We start from the raw sequence: 25,284 nt of genomic DNA on the forward strand, positions 1-25,284 counted from the left end.
ATAAGTCAATTGTCTACTCAGTGCGTAGACAAAACCGTTCATGCCGCCCCCACGATTTTATGCAACAAGCCCTCGGTCTGCTGTTCCAGGGCCAGAATGTCAGCGCGGATTTGATCCAGTGTCCTGAGCGGCGTGGGCCGGTAGAAGTAGCGGGCAAACGAGATTTCATAGCCGATTTTGGTGGCGTCCATCGCGATCCAGGCGTCGGGCGCATGCGGCAACACTTCGCGTTTGAAGAAGACTTCGATACCGCCGGGCTCGGTCAGCGACACTTGTTCGGTGTCGCGCAAATCGCTGTCGGCTTCATATTCCAGCATGTAGCGGTCTTTGCCGTCTTGCTCCAGATAAGCGCCGTCGTAGCCGGGCTCGAAGAAGTCGTTCGACTTGAGTTTGGTGCGTTTGGCGATCACCGGCTGCGCGGTTTCGTCACGCCAGCTCACGGCTTTGTAGATGATTTTTTTGTCAGAAGCGCTGGGTTTCTTATCAAGCTGTTTCATGGCCGCATCGAAACGAGCGCGGAACTGGTTGTGATCGTCAAAGATGTCTTCGCCGAGTTCCTGTTGCGCCAAACGGGCCAGTTCGACCAGGGCTTTGTCGCGCAGCCAAGTGGCTGGGTCGAGCAGTTTTTTCCGGCGTTTTTCGGGTACGGCTTTCTTGGCGGACTTGCTGTCTTCCTCGTCGCTGTCGTCCGCCTCTTCGTCGCTGTCGTCCCCTTTCAGCCAGGCTTCGATCTCGGGCCGCAATTTGGCGAACTGATCGTACAGTGCATCGCCCCAGCGGCCATACATTTCGCTGCGCAAGGCTTCATCGCCGGAGGCAAAGCGCAGGGTTTCGATGGCGCTGCGTTTGAGCTGGCTCTTCAGGCGTAACGGCCGTTCGACGGTGATTTTCCAATAGCCGAAATCGGCGTTGTTAAACCATTTGGATTCCGGCATTGTTTTTGCCGCATCGTCATCGGCCGACGGCGATTGCAGGTAATGTTCCAGAATGCGTGCAATGTCAGATTCGCTTAGCTCGCAATTTTTCTTGCCCATGTTACGGCGCAAGGGCTGGAACCATTGGCTGGCGTCGATCAGTTGCACTTTGCCTTTGCGGTGTTCGGCCTTGCGGTTGGTCAGCACCCAAATGTAGGTAGCGATGCCGGTGTTGTAAAAGATGTTTAGCGGCAAGGCGATGATGGCTTCCAACCAGTCGTTTTCGATGGCCCAGCGGCGTATGTTGCTTTCGCCCTGGCCGGCGTCGCCGGTGAACAGCGCCGAGCCGTTATGCACCAAGGCAATACGGCTGCCCAGCGGGGTGTTGTGTTTCATCTTCTGCAGCTTGTTGACCAGGAACATCAACTGGCCGTCACTGGAACGCGTGATGAGTTTGTATTCCGGGTCGCCGTCGTGAGTAACCATGAAGCGCGGGTCGCTAAAACCGGCTTTGCCGCCCATGCGTTCCAGGTCTGTTTTCCAGCTTTTGCCATAAGGCGGATTGGACAGCATGAAGTCGAATTCACGCGCCGGAAATTGGTCGGCCGACAAGGTGGATTTATCGGCGCCGCCGACGATGTTCTCGGCCTCTTCGCCTTCGCCCTTTAGCAGCAAATCGGCTTTGCAGATGGCGTAGGTTTCCGGATTAATCTCTTGCCCGAATAAATGAATCGAAACTTCCTTGCCATGGCTGGCGGCCAGTTCCAGCAGAGTTTCTTCGGCCACGGTTAGCATGCCGCCGGTACCGCAAGCGCCATCGTACAAGGTATAGGTGCCGGATTCGATCCGGTCGGCGATCGGCACGAACAACAACTTGGCCATCAGTTTGACCACATCGCGGGGCGTCCAGTGTTCGCCAGCCTCTTCGTTGTTGTCTTCGTTAAATCGGCGGATCAATTCCTCGAATGCCGTGCCCATGCCGTGGTTGTCCAGTCCCGGCAGTTTAATGCGGCCATCGCCATCCAACACCGGCTGCGGCGACAGATTAACGTCCGGATTGAGAAAATCTTCGATTAGGTAGCCCAGGACATTGGCATCGACCAAGGTCTGAATCTGGTCGCGGAATTTGAATTTGGCCAGGATTTCTTGAACATTGTGGGAGAAACCATCGAGATAATCGATGAAGTTATCGCGCAATCTTTGGCCTTGGCTACTGGCCGCCAGACGCGACAGGGTAAATTCCGAGGTGTTGTAAAAAGCTTGGCCAGCCGCCATGCGCAGCGCACCTTCCTGATCGACAACGCCATGTTGATCGAGGAACTTTTTGCGTTCTAATACGACATCTTTTGTGGATTCCAGCACCGCATCGAGGCGGCGCAGTACGGTGAACGGCAATATCACATCGCGGTATTTGCCGCGCACATACACATCCCGCAGACGGTCATCGGCGATATTCCAGATGAAGTCTGCAATCCATTTGAGTTGGCTTTGATCCATGGTTTCCTATCGCCGGTTGTCCGGCTTAATCGTTAAATTCGGGTTGATTCAATTCCGAAGCACCCATCCAATAGCACAGCAACGGTGCTGGCAGACGCATGATCTGGCTGGCAGTCTCGCCAGTTTGCGGCAGACCAGTCATTAAACCGAAGTCATCGAGCGATTTGGTAACAACATAGCCTCGGGCGATTTTCTTTTGCTCGCACAGTTCGATCAAGCCTTTCAGCTCCCGCGCGCCAGTATGTTGAGCACGGTATTTCACTTCGAAGGGTATCAATTGCCCGCCAATTTCCGCGACCAAATCGACCTCACGGTCTTTTTTCCCATGCCAGTAAGTAAAACGCACATTCTGGGAATAATAGCGCGCGAATAGGTGTTTAAACACCGCCGTTTCGGTGGCCACGCCCAAGGCGGCGGGATCGTCGATGATGCTTTTGCCCTTTAGCAATACGGCGGGCGCGATGGCGGCATCGGCCAGGTAAATTTTGAAACGGCCCTTGAGCACGTCCTTTCCGTAACCAAACGGCGGCAAGCGATAAATCAGGTGGCAGGCTTCCAGCAGTTCGATGAAATGCTGGGCGGTCGGGCGTTTGACTTCCAAGTTACTGGATAAATCGGTGATATTCAGCAACCCGCCATCGTGCATGCACAGATACAGGAAGGTATGTTCAAGATCCAGAATGCGACGCACACCAAACAGCGCGGTCATATCGCGCTTGAGCGCCTTATCGATAATGTCTTCACGCAGCAAGCGCTGAGCCTGGGTGATGCTTTCCACTTGGGCTGTTTGCGGGAAACCGCCGCGAATCAGATACTCGTGAAAATGGCCGACATAAGGCACGGCGATTTCCTGCGCCCGGTAAAACTGCGGAGGTGTCCAGTCGAACAGCTCGGCCAAACTTTTTAATGGCGGCAACGGCGGCAATTGCACCTGTTTGATTTGCAGGTACTCGTAGAACGATAGCGTAGTCAGCCGAATGGTATGCCAACGACCGACGCCGGACTCCTGGTCCGCTTCCACCAAGGGCATGGCCGAACCGGTAAAGACAATACGGCGCTGTTTGTTGAAATCGATCTGGTGTTTTACCCAAGTCCCCCAATCACGAATAAACTGGGCTTCGTCGAGGAACAGGTATTCAGGCCCATCGACACGCGGCTCGCGCTCACGCCACGCTTCCAACACGGCTTCCATACCTGCTAGTTTGAGCACTGGATGGTCGAAGGTGGCGTATAGGATGTTGGCCGCTGGAACACCTTGCTTTAGTAAGGCATCGATCTGTTGTTGCAACAGAGTGGTTTTGCCGACCTGACGCGCACCGGACAACAAAATGGCGCGATGAGCCGGAGGATGATTGATCCAGCGATTTAACTCACGCGAAGCGGCACGCTGCCAATCCGGTAAATCGGCAATGGGTTCGCTACGCCACCAAGGATTGAATTGGGCCAATACGGCGATTAGTTCTTCTTTTGAGACTCTCATGAAGCAATCTTAGCATCCCGCTCAGTTTATTGTCATGTATAGATAGCAATAAACAGGATTTTATGCTGTTGATACCTAATTTTTCATAGTTCGCGCATTCTTCTGCCTGGAGGCATTTCGCCCCCTTCGACAGCTCCGGCAGTAAGCCCATGCACACGAGTTTGCCAGCGGCAAAGCAATCCTTAAAGAATAGGCGATTGTCTGGTCAAAAAAGACATCAAGTCACTTTTGCAAACCTAATTAAAACGCCGATGATATTGCAGATTAACGATATTATTCTGAATCGATTCATCAGCTTTAACGCCGACCAACTGATCGAGAAGTTCAGACTTTACAAACATTAAATCGGCAATCATTTTTCTGGACATGCCGCATTGTTGAGCTAAAACCTTCATACTGTCCAAAATGACTTCAGGCTTTTCCTGAACCATATCTCGATCTTCATGCTCCTGAAGCGCTTCCCCGTGTCGACGTAAAGTAATAACGCCAGATCGATATTGCTCTTCCGAAAACGCCCCTAGTTGCCGGCCGCGATACAAAATCGCCGCTTTTGAGACACCCCAACGCATTTTGATGTCGGTCAATACCTGCCAATTAAGCCGAGTGCCGCGTAAAGCTCTATGGCACTCCTTAATGAAATACGCACGCGGCATTAAAAATGCGCTCGCAAATCGGTTGGCTTGGGTTTCCGTCGCCCGATCACCCGTTTGGATGCCAACGTGAATTGTTAAATGTCCAATTTCGTGCGCGATTCCAAATCGGGTACGGCAAGCCGATTTCCCTTCAGCATTTAACGTAATAACCGGCCGCCGAGTGGCAAACGAAATGGCGTCGATCTCGTCCGCTAACCCATCCGTTTTAACCAATACCGCACCAGCATTCTCAGCAACGCGGCTCATGTTGGCAATTGGTCCTAAACCCAGTCCCCAATGAGACCGGCTTATTTCAGCAACACGTTCTATCTCTTCGGGTGTTGATACCTCTTCATGTAGAAAATCGTAATTCGGAAAATCTAGGTTCTGGTCAAGAACGGATACCAGTCGCTTAAACATCTCGCCCTGGGCACGGGCAACCTGTTTAAGCGCAACTTTCGTGGTCAGCTGTTTACGAAAATGGCACTGCTCGTCCGAAATCGGCATCGGATCAACTTCCCTGAAAAATCGGGGCAGCACGTCCAGAGCTTCCGCCAAAGCTATTTCCAGGCTTTCATGTGGAGGCTCTAAGCCAGACTCCAGCCGACTGAGATATTGCTTTGACTTATTGACTCTATCGGCCAAATCCTGCAAAGAAAGCCCGTGAAACAATCGAGCAAGCCGAAGGTTTTGCCCAAGGAAATCAGCGGTCATAGCTGATTGGCCTCGTCTGCGGATTCTGCGACTGATTTTTTCGGTTTGACGGCAGGTTTGCCTATCTCAACAGCGTCAGGAACAGCAACTGTATTAACGCTATTGAAAGTTCTGATCGCACCGGACTCCCATTGACACCTCACCACACCAGTCGCGTCGAATCCGAGAAAAACAACAGAAGGCTCTGCATCATCATTAATTCCTTGATCAATGACGAAACAATAACGGCATGGCTCCTCGTCGCTCTCAACATCATCGAAAAATGAGGCTTGGTAGCGATGGGTCGTTAATACAGCTTTTTTCTTCGGGCTGCTCGGATCGTCACTGCTGAACCGACAAGGTACGCTACCAATTGTGAAGACCAAGTCATTGGCGTTATTACTGATCTGCAACCAAGGATAAGTTTTTGCCAGCGCCACGCCCTTAATCCGGTTTTTTTGCCGCCCGAACGAGGTACAGCCGCGCGTATAATTATCATCTGTTTCAGAAGAAAGATCATCGAGCGTTTTGTAGTGTTCATCCAGTAACAGCTCTGCGACGACGGATAAACGCTCGTGAGTCAAATCCGAGTGGTAGTGTATAGGTTGAGGAAGCATTCGCTCTCCAAATTGTGCAAAATATAAAAATCGTCAACCTAATAATTGTGCATTTTTGTATTTTTGTCAACCCGTTAATTCAAGATCACTAGCATACCCAGTTGAATCTGCGATGAAACCTTCTGAGACCACTTAGTGCTTAACAAAATTTATATTGAATTGGTCGAAATTCAAAAATCAATGAAATTGCAGATAGGTTTTGCTACCGTGGGCTATACCCCATAGCAGCCAAGTTTCCCCTGAACTTTTCCGCTGCCGACTGCATTCGGTAAGCCTCGTCATCATCGACAGCATTACTGCGAAATTCCGCAAAACCAACCCGCTTTAGAAACTGCGCCAGATCCCAAGCCTCCTGATCGAAAAATTGCACCATCAAGCATATTTCCTTCGGATTGTCGGTCATCTCGCACCGTCCATATCGTCGTTTTTTGGTGGCTCATTTTCCTCTGTCACCGATTCATCTTCGGTAACGGCTTCCGGCTCATCTTGCAGCCCTGATTCTTGCCGTGCCAATCGCACCTCTTCACCATGCCCTTGTGCATAAGCCGCCCGATGCGCCTGCCGCTCTATGGTGACTATCCGGTTGGCCAAGCGCTGCAAGCGTTGCTGCCAATGGTATCGGGCTTCCACGCAGTGCTTGTTGTCGATGACCTGGCAAAGCCACAAGGTATCCATGACGATCATCAATTGGTCCAGTAAGCGAATCAGTTCAACGAACTGAGCAATTTGCGGCGATGCGATCTTGGCGACAAATTCGGTCGGATGAGTGTAGGTCGGCGTTTCGGTTATACCGTTGTCGGCTTTGAGTTTTTCCAGGCGGGCTTTTTCCTGCTGAAGTTGCGTGGCGCAATCGGCAATCATCGTGCTGACAATGGCCTCGATTTCATCAATGGCTTGTTCCTGGCCGACGATGCGCAAAATCACATCGATCGCATACAGCGACTTGATCAGCCGGTCATAACTTTTGCGAATGACCCGTATCGCCTGTTCGCTGTTGATCTTGAAAGTGCGTTCGAATACGGGCCGGCTTATTTCAAGTCGAGCCGGTTTTACTGGGGCAGAAGTTTCAGCCATTTGCATTCCTTGATGAGTGTGGGATGGACTCCGATAGTAATCGAAGATTTTTTCATCCCTTTTGCAGCTAATGGTGAATTCGACATTAGCTGCAAGCTCACACCAAAACATTTCTGCTTCAATGGCGCCAAGTGTTATTGGCCGCAGCCTACCTGATCTTTCCGGGCATTCATTTTTTGCCAAAAACACTTCCCCACTCTTCATGCTGTCTTTCCAGATAGCTTGGATCCGGTTTCGGCCGGCGTTCCGTTTTTAAGCGGCGTCGATGGTTTTCATCGGCGTGTCAGGTGCGTCAAGCCTGATGTGTTTTCGTTTTTTTAACCCTGTTCCTGGGAATGCTTATTCCCAGTCGGGGTGAGCCTGCGGGACTCTACCCATCACCGCGCAGGTGGGTTTATTTCTTTTTTGTCGGGCGCGGCCGATTGGAGGATTTCATCATGGCAAGTCGTGGTGTGAACAAAGTCATATTGCTGGGCCGTCTCGGCGCCGATCCGGATATTCGGTATTTACCCAATAACGGTGGCAAGGTGGTGGCTATACGTTTGGCCACCAGTGAAGTCTGGAAGGACCAAGCCAAAGCCAAACAAGAACATACCGAGTGGCATCGGTTGGTGTTTTTCAAAAAACTGGCCGATACCGCCGAGCAGTATCTGCGCAAAGGCAGCAAGATCTATGTGGAAGGCAGTCTTCGCACCCAGCAATGGGATAAAAACGGCGAAAAACGCTACCGCACGGAAGTGGTTGTCCGTGAATTACAGATGCTGGACCGTGCCGATGAAAACGGGGCGCCTCGTCACTCCAGTCAATCCCCTACACCGCCAACTGCGGCAAATGAGGACGACTTGGACGAGGATTTCGATGACATTCCGTTTTTCTGAGTAGCCACTTGGCAAAAGTTATCCGCTATTCAGATTGATCTTTAATTTACCCACCAGGCAGCATCCGCTGTTTAGGTGTTTCACCCGATGGGGACGTCATTCCCCAACCGGGGCATTGCGTCCTCTATTTTTTAAGGAGACACGCCATGAGCAATCAACCTCGCAATAATCCTGTAAAAACCCGCAATCTGCCAATGCCCATTGATGTCAATCAGGTCTATGGCCTTTCCGAGCAGTCCTGGAAAGTCCTCACAGACGTGACGTTCCCAACCGCTAAAACCCCGGAAGCCATCATGATGGCGCTGGATTACTGCAAGGCCCGCAAACTGGATATTTTCAAAAAACCAGTCCATGTGGTGCCAATGTGGAGCGCCGCCTTGGGTCGTAACGTCGAAACCGTCTGGCCGTCCATCATGGAAATCCAGACCACTGCATCCAGAACCGGCCTTTGGGCTGGGATGGATAGACCGGTTTGGGGTCCCGATGTGACCAGAACGTTCACCGGGCGCTACAAGGACGACAACGAGCAATGGCAGGAATCTAGCGTTACTGTGACCTTTCCCGAATGGGTCGCGGTCACGGTGTACCGGATCGTCGGCGGCAAGCGCTGTGCATTCACCGAGGAAGTGTATTGGCAAGAAGCCTACAGCACCGCCGGCGGTAAAAACTCACAAGTGCCAACGGCCATGTGGATCAAGCGACCCAAGGGTCAATTGGCCAAATGCGGTAAAGCGGCGTCGCTGCGTGCAGCCTTTCCGGAGGAATGCGGATACGCCGCCGAGGAAATGGATGGCAAAAGCATCGACGACATGAATGACAGCAGCGTGATTAACGGCACTGCCAGTCGTATCGACGAAGCGGATGTTATCGATGATGCGATTGTCGGCAGCGTCGAACCACCGCGGGTGATTGATTTATCCATGATACCGCCCAAAGTACAAAAAGCGGTCAGTGAACTGGTTAGACGCACCGCACTTGCAGGCGCCTGGAAAGCCGCCTACGACTATGCCAATAACAAGTTCAAAGGCCTGGATTTGACCTATGCCATTGCTGAACTGGACAAGGCATCAGCATCTGCCAAGGCGGCATCGACTAAAGGTGATGTTAATCATCAGCCCATAGACGCTTCTGGTATGCCACCCGCTAGTGATCCGGCTTCAGAGGCTCTGAACAAGGCTCGCGAGACCTTGGGATCGGCACGTCAGTCATAGCCGTTTTATTCATCAACCGCCGGCAAATTGCCGGTGATTATTTTCAACCCTACCTGGGCGTCTTGAATCGCCCTTGGGGTGAAATTCATGACGCCCTTTTTGTTTTAGAGGAGATGTCATGAATGCCATTGATCAATCATCCAACCGCATACCGTGTCATACCGACTGGCATCGCTACGATTCACCCACGGTGATTCGCCGGCATGGCCGTGGTTACTTGGAGCGTAACTGGAGTCCGGGCAATTCTGTCCATGAAGTCCAAGCACCTACCAAGCCAGAACTGCAAAGTCTGGTGGAAAGCTACGGCGGTTTGGTCATGCCGACCCCAGATCTCGTGTTGCTGCTGTTTGCAGACTATCACTGGGCTCGGCGTTGTGAAAGCCAACTCATAAAACGCGGATTGTCGACACTGCGCCTAGGCTGCCATATCCAATTGCAGGAGTATCGGTGATGAAAGTCATCAATGTCTCTCAGCGATCACCGGAATGGCGGTTATGGCGTTCACAAGGGCTTAGTGCCAGTGAGGCGGCGATCATTATGAATCGTTCGCCGCACAAAAGCCCTTGGCGGTTATGGGCCGAAAAGACGGGGCTCGTGCTGGAACAAAGCCTGGACAACAATCCTTTGGTCCGAATTGGTATCGAACAGGAACCCGAAGCCTTACAGCGTTTTGAAGAAAAGCACGATGTCATGCTGCTGCCCCTCTGCGGCGAGTCTGATTGGTATTCGCTAATGAGGGCGTCCTTCGACGGTTTGTCGGAAAACAACGAACCAGTCGAAATCAAATGCCCGCATGAAACGACTTTTCTGGATGTGATGCTGAACCGCGAACAGTCTGAAGCCTATCAGCTTTACTGGTGCCAAGTGCAACAGCAAATGCTGGTGGCAGATGCGCAGCGCGGCTTTTTGTTCTTTTATCACCAGGGACAGGATGTGGAGTTTGAGATCGAGCGGGATGAAGTCTTCTTAAACCGGCTCGTCGATACCGCCATGGAATTCTGGTCGAACGTCAAACAGCGACAGGAGCCCGAAAAAAATCCTGACCGCGATCTTTATCTACCCAAAGGCCATGCCGAACTGCAATGGCAGCAATTGGCGGCGAATTATCGCAGCCAGGCGTTAAAGATCGATGACCTGAAAGCCCAGCTCAAAGCTTTGGAATCCGCGCAATTCGACATCGAGCAAACCTTGGTGTTGTTGATGGGTGATTTCATGGCAGCCGAGCATTCGGGTTTACGTGTCAGTCGCTTTCAGATCCAAGGCAGTGTTGATTACAAAGCGGTGATGAAGGCCTTACTACCGGATGTCACGGAAGCGATGCTCGACACTTACCGAAAACAACCGGCTAACCGCGTCCGCATTACTTGTCGGGATGACTCCGGCAGACTGGCGGAAGTGCCTTTCGATGCGGACGCGTTGAAAGAGATGGTCGGTGCTGATTTCTGGTTCTGATCTTGGATTTTGATGCCAGTGAGGAAAATTTAGCTCTCAAACAGTTTGGCTGTTTCTTTGGAAACACGCTGAATCCGGTGTAATACGGCGTTCCGCTTTTGAGGCGGCATGAGGGTGAAACACTTTCATGTGCCAGGTGCGTCAAACCTGGTTTGCAGTCCCGTCGGGGTTCATCACCCTAGCGGGTCATGGTGGCCCCTTTTATCAACAAAGGAGGTTCGCTATGAATAAAGACTTTTGGAAATGCCTGTTTTGCTGGTTGGAAACGGCCAGTGTTGACGAGATTAGACATAAGCAATACGTGGTGCGGCAGATGCTCGGTCAAACCCGAGATCCGGATTTCAAAGCCGACATTCGCCGGATTTTGCGCTTTATGGACGAGGAAGTCCTCGCCCGCGCGGAATTGGCGAAGCTGATGCGCATTTCAGTATCGATGCCGCGCTAAAGGTAGTTTTGACAACGCTTTAACCTTTTATCGTTCAACGTACTAAACCCCTGGCTTGCCAGGAAATTATCTCAACCCGACGGGGCCACACACTTCCCGTCAGGGGAATGGTGCGCCTCATGTTGCGGGTTCAACCCAAGCATAAGGAGTTCACCATGTATCAACAATATTCCATTGCCGACACCTTCGGCATACCTGCACCAGCCTCCATGAAAGTGGAAGGCTTTATACCCGGACAAAACGCCTATGTACCGGCGCAAAAGCCGTATGTGTTTCGCAAGGATCACTTGCGCGATGTGTTGGCGTTTTTAGGCGCACACAATGGCGACGGCTTATACCTGACCGGTCCTACCGGTTCCGGTAAAACCTCGTTGTTGGAGCAAGTCGCGGCGCGTCTCAATTGGGGCGTGCATTCGGTCACCGGCCATGGTCGATTGGAACTCAACGATCTACTAGGTCAGTACATGCTGGTCGATGGCGGCGCGATGAAGTGGATCGACGGTCCCTTGACCTTGGCGGTTCGCTTGGGCCATGTGTTGTTGATCAACGAAATCGATGCCATCGATCCGGCGGAGCTGATCGGTTTGAATGAAATCGTTGAAGGCAAGCCGTTGACGATTCCGCAGACCGGCGCTGTGATTGCCCCGCATCCCAAGTTTCGTTTGGTCGCCACCGGCAATAGTGCCGGGTCTGGTGATCAGTCGGGCTTGTACCAGGGCGTGCTACGTCAAAACCTAGCGTTTCTGGATCGGTTTCGTTTGATGGAAGTCGGTTATCCCGAGCCCGAAGACGAAATGAAATTGTTGGCCGATGTGGTGCCGAGCATGCCGGAAACGGTACGCGAAAGCATGATCAAAGTCGCCAACCAGATTCGTAAAGTCTTCATCGGCGGTGCGGATGGCGGCGGTATGTTATCGGTGACCTTATCCACGCGCGGTTTAGTGCGTTGGGCGTCATTGGTCGCCACGTTTAAAAGTGCGCCGAATGCCTTGGCGTATTCGCTGGATCGGGCTTTGACCTTTCGAGCTGAACCGGCTGAACGCGAAGCGATTCATCGCATCGCCAAGGACGTGTTTGGCGATGACTGGCAGGTGTGACCATGGCAGCCTGGAATTTATATCGTCATCGTAACAGTGACGGCAGTTCCAAAGACTGGGCAGTCAGGAGTAATTCGGATGGATCAATCACTACGCGTTGGGGCAAAACAGCAGATAGTTTGCCTGGCGTTAGCAACCGATACGGCGTTAAGCAGCTCGACATCGAACGACAAAAGCAGGCCAAAGGCTATGTGTTGGTCGGCGCAGTGGATATTGATGTTAACGGCAATGTGGTGTTTCCTGGTAATACTCCGGCAACCCAACCACAAAACTCTGATCCCGAACCCGTGCCAACACCCCCAGTCGAGTCGCTGTATTGGACCATCGAATGTCGAGCAAAACAGGTCGTTCGTGTGGAATTGGGTATCGAGGTCAGGCGACTGATCGGCGCTATTCAAACCTTGTCGGATGGTCATGCTACTTCTGAACAGGAGTGGAATGGCTGGCAACAATTGATTGATGCCACCCTCAATGCTGAAGTCTTTGAACTAAGCGGCCAGATTAAATCTGCCCACGGCGTTTTGCCATGTCTGTTTTTACTGGCGCTGAAAGCAAAAGGCCTCAAAGGCGTGGACATTGATATTGCCACCGAAACCGCCCGAGACCTCTCGGTTGAGCTGAAGGCTGAACAGGACGTACTGGCATTTTTCGGCACCGACCTGGACAGCATCAGAGAAACCGCTGAAATCTTAGGTCTGCTCAAACCCCGATTAAATCTGGCAGCGGCCATGTCCGACACGGACGACTGCTGGTTTTAACCGGTTTGTAATTTTCATTTAACCCGACAGGGGCACATCAGCCCCTGCGGGGATGAGTGTGCCTCTCATTTTAGGAGGTTCCCATGCCCCATGAAACGCAAGTGATATTAGACCGCGTGGTCTTGGTAAAAGTGGATGCCAATATCTACGGCGCCCGCAAGAAACTGAAAAAAGAAGACCTGGTGCTGGCCGACGGTAGCAAATTGCCACCGGAGGATTTAGCCAGTTTAGGTTCCAAACGTTTGCTCGATCCCGATAAGCTGACGGTGTTCAACCGCCTGAAGAAGGAGGCCGAACGCATTTGTTTACGCGTCGGCACCCGCTTTCTGGGTGGTTTTGCCGTGCCGGTTGAGTCTGCTGCCGGTATTACTGCAGAGCTCGAGCGCATCGCCCTGGATTTTGCAGCGGCTAAAACCGAGTTTATTGCCGGCTATGATGCCGCAGTGAATGACTGGGTGGTTCGCCATCCGGAATTCGCCGGCATCATCGAGCAAGCGGTGGATTCAGTGGAGTTTGTCTCGACGCGACTGTCGTTTGATTTTCTGGTGGTCAGTGTCGGTTTACCCGAAAGCTTACCGCCGGCGGATGTCGCACGACTGGAAAGCAAAATCGGTTCACTCAGTGAGCAGATGTTCTATGAAATCTCCGTGGAAGCCAATCAACTCATCGAGCAATCATTGCTGGGCAAGGAGCAAGTGACGCGTAATGCGTTACGGCCGATTCGCCGCATGCGTGACAAACTCGATGGCTTGGGCTTTCTGGATCATCGGGTCGCGCCGGTGGTCAGCACTATTGACGATCTTCTGGCGAGAATTCCCAACAAAGGCGCCATTGAAGGCAGCATTTTGCAGGAGATTCTGGCCACGGCGATGCTGTTGTCCGATCCGGATAAAACCCGGCGGCACGGTGAAGGCTTGTTGGCGGCTCAACCGCCCGTTATTGAAGAGACTGAAGAAGTCATCGAACACGAGGAGCCCGAGCTATCAGCAGTACCAACACCTGTCATCGCTGAAACCGCTTCAGACACCCCCGATTTTACCGATCTGTTTGACGGCATCTTTGATGATGAACTCGAACCGGAATCGGCATCGGATGACTGGGCGTTTGAGGTTTTTTTGGATAAAAATCAGACCAAACTGGACACCAACAGCGATGCAGATGAATCCAACCCTTCTGAGCATTCAGCAGAACCGGCAACAGTGACGGCAGGAGACGATGAGGAAGCGGACGATTCTGACCAGGACTACTGGTTCTGAATGATCTGACGCCATTTAACTATTCACCCATTGGGGCAAATTCATGTCCCAATGGGGTCATGGTTTGCCCTGCATTTTGGAGCACACCATGAAAAATAGAACCTTACACAACGCATTCCCCATCGTCGCGGCGGCCATTGGCAATCGCTTTGGCGTCAAAGTCAGTGTCGGCGGTGATAAAGCCGAAACCGATGGCCAAACCATTTGGCTGCCGGCCTATGAGGGCGACGATGCGGATTATCAGGATTACGCCTGGGGACTATTGGCCCACGAGGCGGCGCATATTCGTTATTCGGATTTTACGCTGCGCTTTGGGCATTCGGTATTACGCAGGCGCTTATGCGGTGCCATCGAAGATGTCCGCATCGAGCACGAACTGGCCAAGGACTTTCCGGGAACGCGACTAACCATCCGCACCGCAATTGAAAAGATGATTGCCAAAGGCGACTTTGTGGCCAGTAGTATTGATGATCATCCGGCTAATATTCTGTACAGCTTTGTGTTGAAAAGTTTGCGGGCAAAGGTATTAGGTCAATCGGCCCTGCAACCTTTGGTTGAGCAAACCGAACTGGCACTAAAAGCGAAGTTTCCGAAAGGTGCGGTAACCCGACTGAAAGGCTTATTGTCCGAAGTTCCGCTGGGTTTGCAATCGGAATCCGATTGTCTGCAGTTGACCGATCGCATCCTGACCATGATTGAGCAGGAGTTCGAGCAACAACGGCAGCGCAATCAGGCCCAACAATCGGTAGATGAGGATACATTGTCTGACCAGACTGATACGGATGATGCAGAACAAGACACTGGCGACAACGCGTCTTCAGAATCTGAGGGTGACGATGATTCCAATCCGGGAAATCCTGACGATGAACCGACAACATCTCCCGATAGTACCCCATCCAACCCGCAAGGGGATGATGAAGATGCTATGGAGATTCCCGACCCGATGGGCGTCTTGCAAACCCTGTTGTCCGCCGGAGACGGTGACATCGAGCAGGATTTATTCGAATCGCTGAAATCGGTGTTGTCGTTAGCAGCGGAAAACGTATCGGAACTGTTGATGCCCAGTGGCCACGAGCCGCCCATGGACGAGCGAGCCGGTGCGTTTTTGCTGCGTAAGGTGCAAGGCGAATCGGGAAAAATCCGTGTCGCGTTGCAAGGCCTGGTGCAGTCACAAACCCTCAACCGTTCGCAACATGCGTGTCGTGGACGGCGGATGGATAGTAAGCGTTTACACCGTTTGCCACTCGGCGAAACTAAGCTGTTTCAGCGCAAAGAGATCAAAGCGTCACCGAATACGGCGATTCATCTGTTACTGGATAAATCCGAAAGCATGGGGTATCAGGTCACCGATAGCCAAGGCCAGCCCATTGGATCGCGAATGCCGATTGCACTGGAAGCCACTTTGGCGTTGGCTTTGGCCTTTGAAGGGATTCCGGGAGTCAATCCTGGCGTCACTGCGTTTCCTGGCCATCACGATGATTCGGTTTTTCGTCTGCTTGAGCATGGCCAACGCGTAAATACCAGAACAGGTGCCTTTTCGCTAGCCGCTACTGGCAGTACGCCGATGACCGAGGCAATTTGGTTTGGCGCGGCATCACTGCTGCGTTGCGGGGAATCGCGCAAGGTGTTGATGGTGATGACCGATGGTCAACCCAACGACACCCTGAGCACGCTGGAACTTTTGCAGCGCTGTCGGGATAGCGGTATTGAAACGGTCGGTGTGGGTTTGGGACTGGATGTCAGTCATCTATTCCCGATTGCCATCACCATTAACGATCTATCAGAGCTGAGAGCGCAATTGTTCGATCTCTCGAAATCGGTGTTGTTGGCGGCGTAATCCTCAGTCCGTTATCCGTAGCCCAATCCTTGGCCCAATGCCTTGGATTGTGGCTATGGGTAGCTGATTGCACTTTCTGTTTGTCGAATGTACTCCACATAAAGAGCCCATTCGACAAACAGACATTTCATGCGTTCTTTCCAGAATGCTGAATCCGACCTCGGTCGGCGTTCCGTCATTAGGCGGCGAGCAAGGTGTTTCCTTGATCGTGTCGGGTACGTTAAGCCCGATGTAAAACGCAGTGGTATGACCCTCTGCAAATTCCAAACCCGCTTCGGGCGACCATCGCCCAGCCGGGTGCTGTTCATTCGAAGTGCTTTCTTAAATTTTATAAAGGAGAACTTCAATGAACTTTATCTTCGGCATCATTATTTTGGCGATGTTCATTCTCGCCTTGCGAGTGATTTGGGCAACCGCGTGGCAACAGTTGAATGCATTGAAACACGCAGCTCAAACGTTTCACCGCTATCGTGCGCAGCGATTGGCACGTAACCGGCTACCGGTCATCATGCCACGTAGCCGCGAGGACATGGATTGGTTGGCGATATCGGATTCGGTGCGTCAGGAAATTCAAACCCGCAATCACGGTGTTAATCGTGAGGCTGTCCGACTGGAAGCACAATTACAGGCCAAGTTAAAAACGATCGAAATCTACGAGGCGGATATTCAAATCGCCAAACTGGAACGGGAGTTGTTGAAAATTAAGCCTGTGATTGATAGTCCCGAGCCTGAAGTCAAAAAAACTCGACGCTCTAAAAAGCAATCGGTTGCGGTTGCTGACGTGGCGGTCCAGAAAGTTCCGCATCAGGTATCCCAATTACGGGCAGCGCTGAAAGGCAACGGTTTATCGGTGCCGGTCAGTGAGTCTGTCCGCCATTAAATACCGCAAGCGTCGCGCCGGTTTGTGTCATCACTGTGCGTACTGGCCTGGCCAAATCAATCTTGGGTTCGTTGAAACGAAAGCCCTCCGGCAATAGCGATTGGAGATCCTCAAAGGTTTCACGTCGCAATTGTCGGATATTGCTCAACAACTCCCAGGCTCGCTTCGGATCATCGATATTTTGCAAAACATCGGCTTCCGCGGCATCCAACTTGGTCAAAATTGTTTTGCAAAGATTTAACGCATTCAGTCTGGGATCGAGTGGAATTGCCATCGGTTTTCGACTTGGATACTGCTCCTTGGTCTGCTTAGGACTGAGGAAATCAAAAATGCGCAAAATATCGTCAAACATAGCTATTTCTCTACTTTTTAATGAGTTTTAGCCACCATATACCGATTTTTACGTGAATTCAACCCCGCTGCATAAGCCAGTTTTAGGCTTTTTCAGCGTTTTTAACCCTGCAGGAACCTCATCCTGCCGGGTGGCTGTTCCTGCGTTTTTTTGGAGGAAATGACCATGACATTAATCGAACAACCAAACATTACCGCAATGCAGACCGAAGCCAGCACGGTTCGCTATCTGAATCAGTACCGCTGTCCCTACTGCCAAACCGAATGGGAGGATGTATGGGATTGCGCCTGCAACGATCGCTGCCCGGACTGTAACAAGGAGATCGAGCCTTATGAAAGCGTATTGATCGATGGTGAATCGGTGGAAACCGAATCGCCAGTCGAAGAACCAGTCTTAGCCAATGCCACGCCGGAAGGCATGAATCGACGTTTCGTAGCGTCCTACGAAATCGACTATGTGCACCGGGTTTCGGTTGGTATCACCGCGGATAGTCCCGAAGCGGCACAAGAGATTGCCGAACAGGCATTCAACGATGCCACCATTTGGGATGACACCGCCACCATGCCGTTATTGTCGGATGAATACCTTGAATCGGGCGATGAAAGCCTGCTCTGGGAATGTGTTGCCGTTGAACAGCTGCCGGAACCGGATCATTCGGTACGGCAATTGAAGAAAGAGCAAGCGGCCATGCGGGTTTGCCGGGGATTGGTTGAAGCCTATCAACATGGCGAAGCCAACGGCGGCAGTATCGATTGGGACGACTTGGATCAGTTAATCCCTCTGTCCTTACAAGCATTGGGAAAACCGGCACTGGAAATCCAATCCTAAAAAATGCGCGCGGTGTTTAAGCGCAATTTGTAAAAGCCTGATTTAGCCAAGTCATTCGATTAGGCGCTCATTTTTATCCACCCACACGGGAATGTCCTATTCCCGCTGGGGATGCGTGATGTTTCCGTTTTAATTGAGGACAACATCATGAACCCACACATCTTTGCACACACATTCGGCACGGGTCATTGCATCCAATATCAGCGTTTGCCCTCCGGCACTTGTTATCACGCCGATACAGCGGAACCGGTAATCGAGTTACTAGAACAGCTTCGGCACAACCGGCGCAAAATCCGGCTGTATTACGGAGACCCAACAACCGGGCAGTCCTGGCTCGATGAGCACGATGTCATCGGCTGGATTGGTCGCTCGACGGGCACGATCAAAGTGCCGTTATTGATCGAACCGGGTGACATCGGCGGTCCGGCCTTGCTGGATCATTGCATCGTTCGTATCGATAGCCCGCGCCAGGTGCTTTACCAACACGAAGATTTTCGAGTTGGTGACGTGGAACTGGTTAGAGGTGAGCTTAAACGCTTGCCCTGGGAAATGTTCATCGACGGCAGCGTGCATGCCCGATTCAAAGCAAAAACCGAAGCCCGGCAGTATCAGGACTTCATTCAAGGTAAGCGGTTTGCGTTGATCTGACGCGCCGTTTTCATTGTTGACACTCGGTTAAGCCGAGTTTTTCACACTACCCCTGCGGGATGATTCTATCCCGCCAGGGATAAATCTGTCGTCAGGGGTCTCATCGGAGATCACCATGATAGACAATCTTCAATATTATCCAACGCCTGAAGCTTTAAGTATCAAGGCTTGGGAAACCTTCAAGAACAAGAATTTTGTTCGTGTATTGGAGCCCTCTGCAGGCGAAGGCCATTTGTTAAAACCAAGGCCTTACAACCGCTGGCAGCAAATTCCGGTCGATTGCATTGAAATCGATATCAGCAGACACCCGATCTTGCGTTCGCAAGGTTATTCGGTGGTTGGTATGGATTTTATGCAGTTCAAAAGCGGCAGCCTGTATTCCCATGTGTTGATGAATCCCCCGTTTGCCGACGGCGCACAGCATGTGCTGAAGGCGTGGGAGATTTTGTTCGACGGTGAGATCGTGGCCATTCTCAATGCCGAAACCTTGAAAAACCCGTTTTCCAAGGAGCGAAAGCATTTGGTCAGATTGATTGAGCAGTTTGGCGAATTGGAATACTTGTCGGCGATGTTTGCCGGCCAGGATGCTGAACGCAAAACGGATGTGGAAATCGCGCTGGTCTGGCTGAAGAAAACCTCAACCTTCGAAGAAGATCTGTTAGGCAACATCCTCGATGACTTACGTCGCGATCAAGCGAGCGCCGAGAGTTTGGCCGGCGATGACCAGCCGGTTCATGAACTGGCGTTAGCCAATGCTTTTATCGACAATGCGGTGCTGATGTTCAATGCCGCCGTCGAAGCGGCCCGGCAATCGGCATTCAGTGAAGCGCGCGCTATGCGCTATCGCAAGATGCTGGGGCAAACGCTCGGTGAATTGAATGGCGATGCGGCGGTCAAATCCACGCATACCACGCTGGATTGGGTAAAGAATCAGCTTTATACCGATTACAGCGATCTGAAAGATCGTGCCTGGTCGGGTATTTTGCGTTCCACGCAAGTCACCTCGCGGTTGTCGTCGGCGGCGCAAAAACGGCTAGAGTCGGATTTCGAGACGATTAAGTCACTGGAATTCACCGTACCTAATATCTACGGATTTTTACAGGGCATCATTGATCAGCAAGGCGATATTCAGCTGAGCATGGTCTGCGATGTGTTCGACTTAATCACCCGCTACCACAGTGACAACACGGTGTTTTTCATGGGCTGGAAGTCCAACGATAAACATCGTACGCTGGGCATGCGCATCAAAACCACCCGTTTTGTCATCCCTGGTCATGCCACCGAATCGTATCAAAAAGATTTGTCGTGGGAGTCCCAACGGATGCTAGCGGATTTTGACAAAGTGTTTGCGATGCTGGATGGCAAGTATGAAGCGGCTGTAGGGCTGGAATCGGTTTTTCGAAATCACTTCCATGCCCTGCGGACCGGGCAACGGATTAGCGGCAGCTATTTTGATGTTCGCTACTATCCGGGCGTGGGCACGATTCATTTCTTCCCAGCCAACAAAGCGCTAATTGATCGAATGAATCGTCTGGTTGGTAATCATCGCCGTTGGCTACCACCGGCGGAAACCAAAGCCGGAACCGGTTTTTGGCAGCAGTTCGACCAAGCGGAAAAACTCGATAAAGCCTTCCGAACCGAAGTCAGTAAACACTGTAAACGGGATGGTCGGCATTATCGCTTTGATCCATTTTGGGCGATCAAATACGGCGGTGAATCGGAACGGGAACAGGGGCACGCCATGCTGACCCAAGCCATGAGTACTGTATTAACGAATCATGGCATCGATCCCGATAGCTTGTTGGATAGCGATCAAAACGGTGTCCAGCAATTGGATTGGGATGGCCTGCCTGATAGTCATTTGGCTTTAGCTTCATAGCCAGGGCGCAACACCTAAAGCATTACTTTTACATAACCACTGGTCTAACCAGTATCACCCGCCTCGGGGAGATGAACGACTCTCCCCAAGGGGTTAGTCTGTTTCATGTCCTCGGGGTTTTTTTATACCCGGAGATAACATATGAAAACAGAAACTAACGAAGTCGCTATGAAAGTAAACCAGGCCAATTTGGTCAAGAGCCTACGGTTCAGTTTCACCAACAAAACCACGGTTCTGGGCGAGCTAATCCAAAATGCTCGCCGGGCCAATGCCGCCATGGTGGTGATTAACTTTTGCCCTGAAACCAAAACCCTTCAGGTTTTGGATGATGGCTGCGGCATCGACTCAATTGCAACACTACTGACAGTAGCCGAATCCGGTTGGGACGCAGACGTGGTTGCCCATGAGCATCCGTTTGGAATCGGATTTTTATCGGCACTGTTTGCCTGTCGGCAAATCAGCGTCATGAGCAAAAGTGGTTCGATCGATATCGAAACCGACCACATTTTGGCATTTAAGCCGGTGACGATCACGCCAGTCCAAGACTGGAACGGCATCACTAGCATTACCTTGCAGGATGTGGATATTGAAATGGGTCAAATTGCCACCACGCTGAAACGCTTGGCGCGCGGTTTCCCCATTCCAGTGCTGTTCAACGATCACTTGCTTGAACGTTCATGCGCACTGGATGGCGGATTGACCTTTATTGACACCGAAATTGGCGCGATTTATTTGCATGGCATGGACCAACCCAATGGGGCTCAATATGAGTTCGATATTTATCTGCAAGGTTTGCCCATTTATACCTCGCACAGCTACACATCGCACCGCCATATCATTCATCTTGACTCTTCCCGTTTTCACGCCCGCTTGCCGGATCGTGACAAATTGGTGGATGAAGCTGATGTGATCAAACGGGTTAAAGCCGTACTAGCGCAAACCATCGAACAACGTTTTATCCAGATGAAAGGCACTCAGTCTGCCGAGGATTTCGTAGGTTTTTATGAAATGCTTCGGCATTGGGAGCTTTTGAAGTTGCTTAACGATGTGCCCGTAGTGCCGCCTGAAGCATTACGCGAAATCATTGCCTATCCGGTTTGCGATACCGAAGTTTTTGATAACTTTGAGCAACGGCCGGAAAAAGCCATGACCCGTGCAGAAATTATGGCCCGTGGCATCGTCTCGATTGATGATGCCATCAAGCAGGACGGCGCCGGGCGTTTTATGTTTGCCTGGAGCCGAGACCATTTGCTCTATTACGGCACGTTGGATAGCGGGCATTGGCTTCATGAATTGGTTCGGCATCTTAATGATGAAGAACTGGTGATTGAACCGATCAATGAAAGCCACGAGGCTCAATTCCAAGGTGATTGGTGTTGGGTTCCCGTGCGTTTTTGCGAGGCTTACCGAATCCGGCTTGGGCAGGATGTTGTTGAAATCACGGATGAGGCTTGTTATCAAGGCCAGGAAAACGCCGATGACATCATTGTGCCCAAGGGTGATTGCTCAGCACAGGCATTGCAGCAAATGGCCAGCTTCAGAAGCGAATATGATGAGTTTCAGGAATCGACCTTTGAAAGCGATTCGGATGCCTTCATCGCCTTTGTGGTGGCCAATACCGCCAGCGATCCGGCCAATGCCATGCAACGACTGTTGCCGAATTTTTGCGGCTGTCCTGCACTGTACGGCAAAGCCTTTGTTGTATCACTTGATCAGCAAGGCAAACCGGCATCAGTGATGGCATATCCGACTGAATCGGGCCAAAAGCAAATCTTTCAAACCAGCATAGATAGTTAAAACTTGATGAGTGAGCGCATTATCCAGCCGGATAATGTGCTCATTTTCATTACCGAAAACAAGCTACCAACACTTGTCCCCCTAAAAACATTGAGATGCACCTTCGAAATGCTATCTATCTACCAGTAGCCGCCCGCAACGCGTGATTCGGTCGAAACTAAACACATGCTCTCTTGGACTTTCATAACATCGCCCAACCAATCTTCGCCGGTAATCAGGTTCGCCTTTTTCGAGATAAATAGTGGCGCCACATATTGGGCATACCGCCGAATACCGAACCAAGCGAACCACTCTTAAATCTCCATCTCGTAGCAGTTCGAACTGTGCAGACTGTTCATAAAAATTTGTGAATAGTTCATGGGCTACAACAATTCGATCATCCAACAATAATATCCAAGGCTTGATGATAGTGACCCAGGAACCATAAGGAATCACAAAAATACTTACCAGTAATGTCAAATCTTGCGTTGTCACCGGCCTGGGCACGGATAACGATAGCCATCCGGCATAAGCAATTAACACCGCGAACCCAGCTATGATTGCTAGCCAACCCAATATAACCCATACATGCCATTGTCTTAATTCGATTTGTCCATGCCGGAATAGCCAACTCGCGATCCAACTGGGTTTGACTTCACCCAGTTCAGTCATTTGGTAGTTGGCTTTCATCTCGGCTGCGTTGCTGCCAACCCGAACCGCCTCAATTGCTTGGGCTTCTTCCGTAATTTCCGAAACCGGCTCCGCCTTGATATAGAACGTCGTGAGTCGCCCCGGACCGCCCTTTGTGCTTTTTCGTTCCGGCTTCGGGTAATGCTGTAGCCCGCGTTTACGAGCAAACTCTACAATTTGCCCCTCGCGAGTTTCGCAATATTTCTTTAATGAGCCCGGCCAGTCGATCCATTTTTTAGGTTCGGCACTTTCTAAAGTTTCACCAACAGCGGCGACGATTTCTTCGGCTGTGAACCGTCGCTTCGACTCATCGAAATCCGCTTTCTTCAACGATTCCTGGGCTAACGCGCGCAATATGCGGTGGCCTTTTTCATCGCTTTTCTCACTATCCAGCCAGTCAATCAAGCATTGAATTACCTCGCGCATAAACCACCCCAAACCAGGTAACCGACAGTAACGGACTGGTTAGCGAATAGCCGATTCATAACAATGTCCTCCATAACAAATTCGAGATGAGCGATATAAAAATGTTGGAATGCACTTATTCAGGTCAAACACCAATTATGGCTCCACTTGTTGTAGGCAAAGCCTCTGATAAGCAGAACGAGATTAGAAGAATTTCAGGATCATTCAATCCATCAGGCCGAACAAATAGCCTGGCGTTATCAAAGTGGCCATCCATCACATGCCGAAAAAGGCGTCGCCAGCGCAATAAGCCAATTATTTTCAACAACGCCAAATCATATCAATCGGGGTTTCCGGAGCTTTGTGACCCAAAACAGGTCACTTTGCGACCGGGACATTTGCGCGTTGCCCTCCTAGCATATCGACAACAGTCATTAATCAACTCAGAGGCGTTTATGTCAACACTGGATGAAGATCTTGCCCGGTTAAATTTCGAATATCTCATGCTCGCCAGGGAATGCGCACGCAGTAATCCTGAAGAAACGGCCTGGCGATTTGGATTAGACCAGGCTGGCATAGACCGTCTCGCCGGTATGACACAGGAACAACTTCGTGAACACGCCGAAAGCAGTCGCGCGGTGATTCAGTTATTGCCTGTCTATGTCCCAAGCAACTTGCCCATGGTTGCCTATGTGAATCTTCTCCAACCTTGTATCACTGGAACTGCGGATGCAAGCAATGCCCTTTAAAAACAGATCAAACATAGGCGCGGACTTGCTCTTGGCGAAAAGACTAATCCAACACGGTGCCCGTCCTCCAATTGTCAGCCAACTCTGCCATTTAACCCGAAAACAAAGCATCGCTTTTTTTAAAACGGTACAAGGACAATCGCCCAAACAAGGCATGCTGCCACATGATCATCAATGGGCCATCCGCTCGGCGCACAACAACATTCATGCTTCGCTGTTTTTAGGCATGATCGAAGGCATCCGAGACCGGCTTCCTACCCCGAACCTGAGTGCGAACTTACTGGTTGCGGCCTATGAGATCTACATCAACGTTGCTTCAAGAATGTTAGCCGATCGGCAATTTATCCAACCTCACTCCAGCCAACATTATCCGTTAGACATCAACCGGGCTTGGTATTTAATTACCCTGCTCTCTACGGGTGATTTGGTATTCATTCTTTGTGGACGTTGCCACGCCCGTTACCTGGGCATGATTCATCCTGATACTGCATTTAGTCAATGCCCTATCTGCGAGGTGTGGACTGATCGCTCAGGTCGACGGCGTTGGGTTTCCGCAAAATCAAAAAACCACGCCTTGAACAAACCAAGCGCTCGCTAGAGACGATCCATCAGCTACTAAGGAGAAGTCGCATGCATATCGTTGTCGTTACAGCCACCCATTCCCAAATACCCCAGGCAATCCATGGCAAAAATCTCGCGCGACTGGCTCGCGAGTGCTTTGCCAATCAGCAATCGCTAACGATTGATTTTAAGGACGTCAAAACCATCACGCAGGGGTTTTTTCAGGAATTGTATTTTCCGCTGGTCGCCGAATTCGGATCCGATTATCTGAAATCTAAACTGAAAATAGTCAATATGGCGGAGCACATCGACAACATGATGCATTTAGCATTCAAAAATCTCGAGGTCTACTTTGACAAACTGACGGCGATCGATCAAGTGGGTTGCGATGAAGAAATTTATGCCATGAATCAAGCCTGGCTCATCAAAGCCAGAGAAATCGCACGGGAGAATCCTGTGCTGACCGAATTAATCTTGGGGATTACCGATGAGGCCATGCGCTTGGCAGTTGGGCGTTTATCTTTAGAAGACATTGACTTCATTGCCCGCTCCAACTGGCTATGTTTTACCCCCCGATTTTCGAGTCAGTTTATACAAAACATCAACAGAGAATCGCCACAGATGGTGGAAGCCATGCTCGGATTAAGCGGCACTATTGATTAAGGGAGGCGGCGA

Annotated in this window: 25 protein-coding genes; 17 read left to right on the forward strand and 8 right to left on the reverse strand. The window is 51.1% G+C overall.

Going from position 1 to position 25,284, the window contains the following annotated elements; genetic code table 11:
* Positions 1-38: 38 nt before the first annotated feature.
* The 6 genes from A1332_RS03505 to A1332_RS03530 all read right to left on the reverse strand — a co-directional run bounded on the left by A1332_RS03505 (position 39) and on the right by A1332_RS03530 (position 6,907).
* Positions 39-2,411, reverse strand: a complete 2,373-nt coding sequence (locus A1332_RS03505) for a type I restriction-modification system subunit M (protein WP_064007186.1) — start codon at positions 2,409-2,411, stop codon at positions 39-41.
* A gap of 25 nt (positions 2,412-2,436) precedes the next feature.
* Entirely contained in the window at positions 2,437-3,891 is a 1,455-nt protein-coding gene (locus A1332_RS03510; RefSeq protein WP_064007187.1) for an ATP-binding protein, read from the reverse strand.
* A 236-nt stretch (positions 3,892-4,127) separates the two neighbouring features.
* Complete coding sequence (locus tag A1332_RS03515; RefSeq protein WP_064007188.1) at positions 4,128-5,237, reverse strand: helix-turn-helix domain-containing protein; 1,110 nt, start codon at positions 5,235-5,237, stop codon at positions 4,128-4,130.
* Positions 5,234-5,833 (reverse strand): hypothetical protein, encoded by a 600-nt coding sequence (locus A1332_RS03520; protein ID WP_064007189.1) that lies wholly within the window; start codon positions 5,831-5,833, stop codon positions 5,234-5,236. Before A1332_RS03520 ends, A1332_RS03515 begins: the two co-directional genes overlap by 4 nt.
* Positions 5,834-6,035: 202 nt before the next feature.
* A complete protein-coding gene (locus A1332_RS03525) occupies positions 6,036-6,236 on the reverse strand; it encodes a DUF7706 family protein (protein ID WP_157203927.1) in 201 nt (66 codons plus the stop codon).
* Entirely contained in the window at positions 6,233-6,907 is a 675-nt protein-coding gene (locus tag A1332_RS03530) for a hypothetical protein (RefSeq protein WP_064007217.1), read from the reverse strand. Before A1332_RS03530 ends, A1332_RS03525 begins: the two co-directional genes overlap by 4 nt.
* A gap of 437 nt (positions 6,908-7,344) precedes the next feature.
* Here A1332_RS03530 and ssb point away from each other — a divergent pair, with 437 nt between their 5' ends.
* From ssb to A1332_RS03580, 10 genes are all read left to right on the forward strand, one after another.
* Positions 7,345-7,785 (forward strand): single-stranded DNA-binding protein, encoded by a 441-nt coding sequence (ssb, locus tag A1332_RS03535; RefSeq protein WP_064007190.1) that lies wholly within the window; start codon positions 7,345-7,347, stop codon positions 7,783-7,785.
* Positions 7,786-7,931: 146 nt separating this feature from the next.
* On the forward strand, positions 7,932-8,996 hold the full coding sequence (gene bet / locus A1332_RS03540) for a phage recombination protein Bet (RefSeq protein WP_064007191.1): 1,065 nt from the start codon (positions 7,932-7,934) through the stop codon (positions 8,994-8,996).
* A 118-nt stretch (positions 8,997-9,114) separates the two neighbouring features.
* Positions 9,115-9,447 (forward strand): hypothetical protein, encoded by a 333-nt coding sequence (locus A1332_RS03545; protein WP_064007192.1) that lies wholly within the window; start codon positions 9,115-9,117, stop codon positions 9,445-9,447.
* Entirely contained in the window at positions 9,447-10,448 is a 1,002-nt protein-coding gene (locus A1332_RS03550) for a YqaJ viral recombinase family protein (protein WP_064007193.1), read from the forward strand. Before A1332_RS03545 ends, A1332_RS03550 begins: the two co-directional genes overlap by 1 nt.
* A gap of 223 nt (positions 10,449-10,671) precedes the next feature.
* Entirely contained in the window at positions 10,672-10,893 is a 222-nt protein-coding gene (locus A1332_RS03555; RefSeq protein ID WP_064007194.1) for a hypothetical protein, read from the forward strand.
* A 155-nt stretch (positions 10,894-11,048) separates the two neighbouring features.
* On the forward strand, positions 11,049-11,990 hold the full coding sequence (locus A1332_RS03560; protein WP_064007218.1) for an AAA family ATPase: 942 nt from the start codon (positions 11,049-11,051) through the stop codon (positions 11,988-11,990).
* Between the two features lie 2 nt (positions 11,991-11,992).
* Entirely contained in the window at positions 11,993-12,748 is a 756-nt protein-coding gene (locus A1332_RS03565; RefSeq protein WP_064007195.1) for a hypothetical protein, read from the forward strand.
* 83 nt (positions 12,749-12,831) lie between these two features.
* Positions 12,832-14,004, forward strand: a complete 1,173-nt coding sequence (locus A1332_RS03570) for a DUF3150 domain-containing protein (protein WP_064007196.1) — start codon at positions 12,832-12,834, stop codon at positions 14,002-14,004.
* Positions 14,005-14,092: 88 nt separating this feature from the next.
* Positions 14,093-15,841, forward strand: a complete 1,749-nt coding sequence (locus A1332_RS03575) for a VWA domain-containing protein (RefSeq protein ID WP_064007219.1) — start codon at positions 14,093-14,095, stop codon at positions 15,839-15,841.
* 346 nt (positions 15,842-16,187) lie between these two features.
* Positions 16,188-16,721 carry a hypothetical protein gene (locus tag A1332_RS03580; RefSeq protein WP_064007197.1) on the forward strand — a complete coding sequence of 178 codons (534 nt, stop codon included), beginning with the start codon at positions 16,188-16,190 and terminating at the stop codon, positions 16,719-16,721.
* Here A1332_RS03580 and A1332_RS03585 read toward each other — a convergent pair.
* Positions 16,699-17,073 carry a hypothetical protein gene (locus A1332_RS03585; protein WP_064007198.1) on the reverse strand — a complete coding sequence of 125 codons (375 nt, stop codon included), beginning with the start codon at positions 17,071-17,073 and terminating at the stop codon, positions 16,699-16,701. The two genes, A1332_RS03580 and A1332_RS03585, sit on opposite strands and share 23 nt — an antisense overlap.
* 165 nt (positions 17,074-17,238) lie before the next feature.
* Here A1332_RS03585 and A1332_RS03590 point away from each other — a divergent pair, with 165 nt between their 5' ends.
* The 4 genes from A1332_RS03590 (at position 17,239) to A1332_RS03605 (ending at position 22,225) form a co-directional block, all read left to right on the forward strand.
* Positions 17,239-17,901: a hypothetical protein gene (locus tag A1332_RS03590; RefSeq protein ID WP_231890199.1), complete on the forward strand. Its 663-nt coding sequence runs from the start codon at positions 17,239-17,241 to the stop codon at positions 17,899-17,901.
* 147 nt (positions 17,902-18,048) lie between these two features.
* Positions 18,049-18,549 (forward strand): hypothetical protein, encoded by a 501-nt coding sequence (locus A1332_RS03595; RefSeq protein WP_064007200.1) that lies wholly within the window; start codon positions 18,049-18,051, stop codon positions 18,547-18,549.
* 115 nt (positions 18,550-18,664) lie between these two features.
* Positions 18,665-20,428, forward strand: a complete 1,764-nt coding sequence (locus A1332_RS03600) for a DUF4942 domain-containing protein (RefSeq protein ID WP_064007201.1) — start codon at positions 18,665-18,667, stop codon at positions 20,426-20,428.
* Positions 20,429-20,569: 141 nt separating this feature from the next.
* Positions 20,570-22,225: an ATP-binding protein gene (locus tag A1332_RS03605; protein WP_064007202.1), complete on the forward strand. Its 1,656-nt coding sequence runs from the start codon at positions 20,570-20,572 to the stop codon at positions 22,223-22,225.
* A 111-nt stretch (positions 22,226-22,336) separates the two neighbouring features.
* Here the strand turns inward: A1332_RS03605 and A1332_RS03610 are convergent, their stop codons facing one another.
* The gene (locus A1332_RS03610) at positions 22,337-23,320 is read right to left on the reverse strand and encodes a hypothetical protein (protein ID WP_064007203.1); all 984 of its coding nucleotides are present in this window, start codon (positions 23,318-23,320) and stop codon (positions 22,337-22,339) included.
* A gap of 86 nt (positions 23,321-23,406) precedes the next feature.
* Between A1332_RS03610 and A1332_RS25880 the strand changes: the two genes are divergently transcribed.
* From A1332_RS25880 to A1332_RS03625, 3 genes are read left to right on the forward strand one after another with little or no spacing between them, the layout of a single operon-like run.
* Positions 23,407-24,048: a flagellar transcriptional regulator FlhD gene (locus A1332_RS25880; RefSeq protein ID WP_231890200.1), complete on the forward strand. Its 642-nt coding sequence runs from the start codon at positions 23,407-23,409 to the stop codon at positions 24,046-24,048.
* Positions 24,029-24,646, forward strand: coding sequence for a FlhC family transcriptional regulator (locus tag A1332_RS03620; RefSeq protein ID WP_064007204.1), 618 nt, complete (start codon positions 24,029-24,031; stop codon positions 24,644-24,646). Before A1332_RS25880 ends, A1332_RS03620 begins: the two co-directional genes overlap by 20 nt.
* Positions 24,592-25,272, forward strand: a complete 681-nt coding sequence (locus A1332_RS03625; protein ID WP_231890201.1) for an STAS-like domain-containing protein — start codon at positions 24,592-24,594, stop codon at positions 25,270-25,272. The genes A1332_RS03620 and A1332_RS03625 overlap by 55 nt, the downstream gene beginning before the upstream one ends.
* The last annotated feature ends 12 nt before the right edge of the window (positions 25,273-25,284 follow it).

This window comes from Methylomonas methanica (assembly GCF_001644035.1).
Taxonomy (GTDB): domain Bacteria; phylum Pseudomonadota; class Gammaproteobacteria; order Methylococcales; family Methylomonadaceae; genus Methylomonas; species Methylomonas methanica_A.

Bases quoted from the DNA above. Each gene is read 5' to 3' on its own strand.
- A1332_RS03520 (WP_064007189.1), bottom strand. From the start codon at position 5,833: ATGCTTCCTCAACCTATACACTACCACTCGGATTTGACTCACGAGCGT.
- A1332_RS03620 (WP_064007204.1), top strand. From the start codon at position 24,029: ATGCAAGCAATGCCCTTTAAAAACAGATCAAACATAGGCGCGGACTTG.
- bet (WP_064007191.1), top strand. From the start codon at position 7,932: ATGAGCAATCAACCTCGCAATAATCCTGTAAAAACCCGCAATCTGCCA.
- A1332_RS03610 (WP_064007203.1), bottom strand. From the start codon at position 23,320: ATGCGCGAGGTAATTCAATGCTTGATTGACTGGCTGGATAGTGAGAAA.
- A1332_RS25880 (WP_231890200.1), top strand. From the start codon at position 23,407: ATGAGCGATATAAAAATGTTGGAATGCACTTATTCAGGTCAAACACCA.
- A1332_RS03565 (WP_064007195.1), top strand. From the start codon at position 11,993: ATGGCAGCCTGGAATTTATATCGTCATCGTAACAGTGACGGCAGTTCC.
- A1332_RS03570 (WP_064007196.1), top strand. From the start codon at position 12,832: ATGCCCCATGAAACGCAAGTGATATTAGACCGCGTGGTCTTGGTAAAA.
- A1332_RS03505 (WP_064007186.1), bottom strand. From the start codon at position 2,411: ATGGATCAAAGCCAACTCAAATGGATTGCAGACTTCATCTGGAATATC.
- A1332_RS03585 (WP_064007198.1), bottom strand. From the start codon at position 17,073: ATGTTTGACGATATTTTGCGCATTTTTGATTTCCTCAGTCCTAAGCAG.
- A1332_RS03510 (WP_064007187.1), bottom strand. From the start codon at position 3,891: ATGAGAGTCTCAAAAGAAGAACTAATCGCCGTATTGGCCCAATTCAAT.
- A1332_RS03580 (WP_064007197.1), top strand. From the start codon at position 16,188: ATGAACTTTATCTTCGGCATCATTATTTTGGCGATGTTCATTCTCGCC.
- A1332_RS03530 (WP_064007217.1), bottom strand. From the start codon at position 6,907: ATGGCTGAAACTTCTGCCCCAGTAAAACCGGCTCGACTTGAAATAAGC.
- A1332_RS03550 (WP_064007193.1), top strand. From the start codon at position 9,447: ATGAAAGTCATCAATGTCTCTCAGCGATCACCGGAATGGCGGTTATGG.
- A1332_RS03600 (WP_064007201.1), top strand. From the start codon at position 18,665: ATGATAGACAATCTTCAATATTATCCAACGCCTGAAGCTTTAAGTATC.
- A1332_RS03590 (WP_231890199.1), top strand. From the start codon at position 17,239: ATGACATTAATCGAACAACCAAACATTACCGCAATGCAGACCGAAGCC.
- A1332_RS03575 (WP_064007219.1), top strand. From the start codon at position 14,093: ATGAAAAATAGAACCTTACACAACGCATTCCCCATCGTCGCGGCGGCC.
- A1332_RS03555 (WP_064007194.1), top strand. From the start codon at position 10,672: ATGAATAAAGACTTTTGGAAATGCCTGTTTTGCTGGTTGGAAACGGCC.
- A1332_RS03605 (WP_064007202.1), top strand. From the start codon at position 20,570: ATGAAAACAGAAACTAACGAAGTCGCTATGAAAGTAAACCAGGCCAAT.
- A1332_RS03560 (WP_064007218.1), top strand. From the start codon at position 11,049: ATGTATCAACAATATTCCATTGCCGACACCTTCGGCATACCTGCACCA.
- A1332_RS03545 (WP_064007192.1), top strand. From the start codon at position 9,115: ATGAATGCCATTGATCAATCATCCAACCGCATACCGTGTCATACCGAC.
- A1332_RS03525 (WP_157203927.1), bottom strand. From the start codon at position 6,236: ATGACCGACAATCCGAAGGAAATATGCTTGATGGTGCAATTTTTCGAT.
- A1332_RS03515 (WP_064007188.1), bottom strand. From the start codon at position 5,237: ATGACCGCTGATTTCCTTGGGCAAAACCTTCGGCTTGCTCGATTGTTT.
- ssb (WP_064007190.1), top strand. From the start codon at position 7,345: ATGGCAAGTCGTGGTGTGAACAAAGTCATATTGCTGGGCCGTCTCGGC.
- A1332_RS03595 (WP_064007200.1), top strand. From the start codon at position 18,049: ATGAACCCACACATCTTTGCACACACATTCGGCACGGGTCATTGCATC.